Genomic DNA, 3,810 nt, shown 5'->3' with positions numbered 1-3,810 from the left:
CGATCCGTAGAGGCCGCCCATGCTCCGGTAGTGGGGATTGAGGACAACCCCAGACCGCGCATAGACGCGGTCCGCGGCCAGCGCCAGCATTGCGCCCCCCGCTCCGGCATTGCCGCGCAATCCGCTTGATGCCTTGGTGGCCCCGGACGAGGGCGAAGTTCTCGATTTGCTCGTGCAACGCCGGCGCGACAAGGCTGCAGCGGGGAAACTGATCCTCGAGCTGCTCAAATAGCGGAGTCACTACCCAATAGCTCAACGTCGGAGGCCGCCGCGGCGGAGCGTTTCGGAAGGCGACTCGTGAAAGCGGGCTTTGTAGTCGGCGGCGAATCGGCTGAAAGAGCCGAAACCATGCGCGTTCGCGACCGAAGTGACCGAACCGCCGTCCTGCCCGGCCCGGGCCAGATCGCTGCGCGCCACGGGCGAACAACATTCCAGACGCAACGCCCGCAAATGCGCCATCGGCGTCGTGTCGCGGAAGCGGCTAAAGGCCAGTTGCAAAGACCTTGCGCTGACGCCCGCGGCTAAGGCCACATCGGCGAGTCCGATGGCCTTGACCGCATTCTCCTCGATGAACCGCTCGGCGCGGCGCACGCAAGCAGGAGCGAGCGAAGTCTCCGCTCAGCCGGCTAAGCGGGATGTCGCGCACCCAGAAGTTGTTCACGGGATCGACGAAGAGCCAATAGACGCCGTGCATCGCCGCGAGCGCGACGAGCGACGCCAGGTTCAGCCAGAACGCGACTCCGTCGTTGCCGGTGACGATGACCAGCGCGAGCAGAACGACGATCGACGTGGGTTCGCCGGCACCGCCGATAGTGAAGCCCGGATAATAGATTTGCTGCCCCATCCGGTACTCCTGCTCGCCAAGACGGAGCTTGCCGGGCATTTCCAGGGCGTGAGAAAGCGCCAGGCTCATCGTCTTCGCGACCAGCATGATCGCCAAAATCTGCAGCCCGTGAATCATGACCGCCACATCTGAGCTCCCTGCATCCATCGAGAACCAGGCGGCGCGATAGCGGTTCCACGGGGAGGCACAAAAAACCGACATGCTGGCGATCATGTCGCCGCGTGCGGTCGGGAACCAGCCTGTGCGGTGGCTTCAACAGACAGTCTAGGTACATCAGATGCCACAGGTGACTCGAACCTCAATGGAGATTGCACGCCGGGTCCCTGTAGGCGAATATCGTTTGCGTGATGAAGCTCCTCGAACGCAAGTCGGAGCTGGCGGCGATCCGGTCCCTGGTGCGCCATGGCGGCCTCTCGATCGTTGAGGGCGGAGCGGGGCTCGGCAAGACTGCAATGCTCAATGCTGCTTGCGCCATAGCGAGCCGAGAGCGCCGGCTGGTGCTTCGGGCGCGCGGCTCGGATCTGGAGCGCGAGTTCGCCCTTGGAGTCGTCCGCCAGCTCTTCGAGCGCCACTGCGCTGACGCGGGCGAGGACGAGAGGGCGGCGCTGTTCGCAGGCGCCGCGCGCGCGGTTCGCGCCCTGCTTGTCCCTACGGTCGCAGACGATGGCGAACAGGATGCGTTTGCCGTTTTGCACGGGCTATATTGGTTGACGATGAATATCGCCGGGCGCCATCCGGTCCTGATCGCTGTCGATGATGCGCACTGGGGTGACGACGCCTCGCTTCGGTGGCTCGCCTACCTGGCGCCGCGCTTGCTCGGCCCCGAGATCGCGGTCGTCGTGGCGCTCCGTCCCCATGAACCGCAATCCCAGATGCGGGAAGTCGCAGCGGTGCGCGCAGCCGCCAGCTCGACGATCGGTCTGGCGCTGCTGACGGAGCAGGCGGTCGCCAAGATTGCGCGGGGAACGCTTACAGCGGGCGCTGAAGCTGACGCGTGCGCCGCCATCCATCGCGCCACTGGCGGCAACCCGTTTTACGTTCATGAGCTCTTGCGCGCGTTGGAACGCTCGGGTGAGCGCCATGGGGCGTCGGCGATTGAGGGGGCGTTGGACCGCGGCGGGATCGAAGGCGTCGCATTGCAGCTCGGCGCACGCCTGCGGGCCTTGAACCCCTCCTCGCTGAGTCTGGCTCAGGCCATCGCGGTCCTGGGCGATGACTGCGAGCTTCGGCATGCCGCCACGATGGCGCGAATGGATGTTGGCGAGGCCGCATGTCATGCGACCGAACTCGTTCGCATTGACGTCCTCGGCCAGGATCGGCCGCCACGCTTCATCCACCCGATCGTCCGGCATGCCGTCGTCCAGACGCTGTCGAGCGCGGACCAGGATGCCGCGCATCGAACGGCGGCACGGGTGCTCCACGCCGACCGCGCGGCCCCCGGGCGGGTCGCCGCGTACATCATGAGATTGCCCTGCGCCGGCGATGCTTGGATGGCGGCGCGGTTGCGCCAGGCCGCCCGGGAGGCGCTCAGCGCCGGCGCGCCGGCCGCCGCCGCTGAGCTGCTCAAACGTGCGCTGGCGGAGCCGCCGCCGCATGACCAGCGGATCGACGTGCTCCGCGAGGCTGCTCGAGCCGAGCAGCAGGCTGGACGTGCGATCGCCTGCCAGCTCCTCGAGGACGCTCTGGCGATCAGCGAAGATCCCTTGTTGCGACCGGAGATCGCCTCACAGCTTGCCCAAGCCTACGCGGCGCTTTTTCGCTGGACCGACGCCGTTCACGTTCTCGAACATGCGCTGGCCGAGCTCCGCGATGCGCCCGAAGCCGTCACGGTCGGTCTGCAGAGCCAATTGGTCGCGGTCGGGTTACAGGATGCACGCGTTGCTCCGCGTGCGCTGCAGATGATGAAGCAATTGTCTGGTCGGCCCTCGAACGCTTCCGCGGATGCGCTGCGCATCGCTGAGGGTATGGTCGCCATCTTGACCGGGCGGCCGGCGGACGAGGCTGCTCTGCCGCTCGAAACGGCGCTGACGAATATCGGCTCACAGAACGCTGACTGGGACATGCAGGCGGCGTTGTGGTGGAGCCTGATCACGGCGGAGCGGTTCAGCGCCGTTGATACCGCGGTTCAGGGCGCGAAGGTGAGAGCCGATCGTTCCGGCAGTTCGCGCGGCCTCGTCGCGGTCTACAGCACGCTCGGCTTATTGAAACTTCGCCTCGGCGCCCTTGCAGAGGCAGATGCCGCGGGGCGGATCGCTCTACAGGTCCTAATTACCCCATATAATACAATGAATTAAGAGAGCGAAAAAACTCGCAACCACCTATGACGATGCCCGACGGAACCATCGTCACCGACAAGGTCAATGAAATGTGGGGAACGGACATGACCCAGACCGTCACCTTCGAGGAGGGGCGGGCCTATGTTTTCGTCGCCGTCGAACACGCGAACTCAGAAATCGTCGGCATTCACGCCGCGCGTTCCGCCAATCGCTTCGAGGCGCTGGAGCCGGTCCGGCAGGGGTGCATCGGTGCTTCGGCTCCATCGCGCCCGGCGTGGCGCGTGGGCTCAAGCTGCGTCACGATCATGGCTCCAATTACATGTCCGGCGATTTCCAGGACGAGATCAAATGTCTGGGCATCGAAGCTTCGCCGTCCTTCGTCCGCGAACCCGAGGGCAATGGCGTCGCCGAGCGCTTCATCCGAACCCTGAAGGAGAACTTGCTCTGGGTGCGGACGTTCAAGACCATCGAGGACCTGCGCGCCGAGCTCGTCGCATTCGCCAGACGCTACAATGAAACTTGTCCGCCCATTCTTCATCGGTCAGGTCACTCTCATAGCGCAGCCCGCTGCGGTCATAGCGGGCGCGGTTCTCCTTGGTCCACACGGGATGCCCCCCAAAATCGATGCAGGGGCAGGAAATGGTAACGGAATCAGTGGGTTCAAGACCAACCCGCTAACCGATTCAAATG

3 protein-coding genes and 1 pseudogene are annotated in these 3,810 nt (G+C 65.0%); 2 read left to right on the top strand and 2 right to left on the bottom strand.

Annotated elements, in window-relative coordinates; all coding sequences use genetic code 11:
* Nucleotides 1-252: 252 nt before the first annotated feature.
* Both ACLP25_RS14030 and ACLP25_RS14025 read right to left on the bottom strand, forming a co-directional pair.
* On the bottom strand, nucleotides 253-531 hold the full coding sequence (locus tag ACLP25_RS14030; RefSeq protein ID WP_442469801.1) for a helix-turn-helix domain-containing protein: 279 nt from the start codon (nucleotides 529-531) through the stop codon (nucleotides 253-255).
* Complete coding sequence (locus ACLP25_RS14025) at nucleotides 482-1,057, bottom strand: hypothetical protein (protein ID WP_442469800.1); 576 nt, start codon at nucleotides 1,055-1,057, stop codon at nucleotides 482-484. The genes ACLP25_RS14030 and ACLP25_RS14025 overlap by 50 nt, the downstream gene beginning before the upstream one ends.
* Before the next feature lie 134 nt (nucleotides 1,058-1,191).
* Here ACLP25_RS14025 and ACLP25_RS14020 point away from each other — a divergent pair, with 134 nt between their 5' ends.
* Both ACLP25_RS14020 and ACLP25_RS14015 read left to right on the top strand, forming a co-directional pair.
* Nucleotides 1,192-3,138: an AAA family ATPase gene (locus tag ACLP25_RS14020; RefSeq protein WP_442469799.1), complete on the top strand. Its 1,947-nt coding sequence runs from the start codon at nucleotides 1,192-1,194 to the stop codon at nucleotides 3,136-3,138.
* 38 nt (nucleotides 3,139-3,176) lie between these two features.
* Nucleotides 3,177-3,685: pseudogene (locus tag ACLP25_RS14015) on the top strand (integrase core domain-containing protein); the annotation flags it as partial.
* Nucleotides 3,686-3,810 lie beyond the last annotated feature (125 nt).

The organism is Roseiarcus sp. (genome assembly GCF_052145395.1).
Taxonomy (GTDB): Bacteria; Pseudomonadota; Alphaproteobacteria; order Rhizobiales; family Beijerinckiaceae; genus Roseiarcus.
Note: the sequence above shows the minus strand (reverse complement) of the source record. Positions and strands in the feature narration are given on the sequence as shown.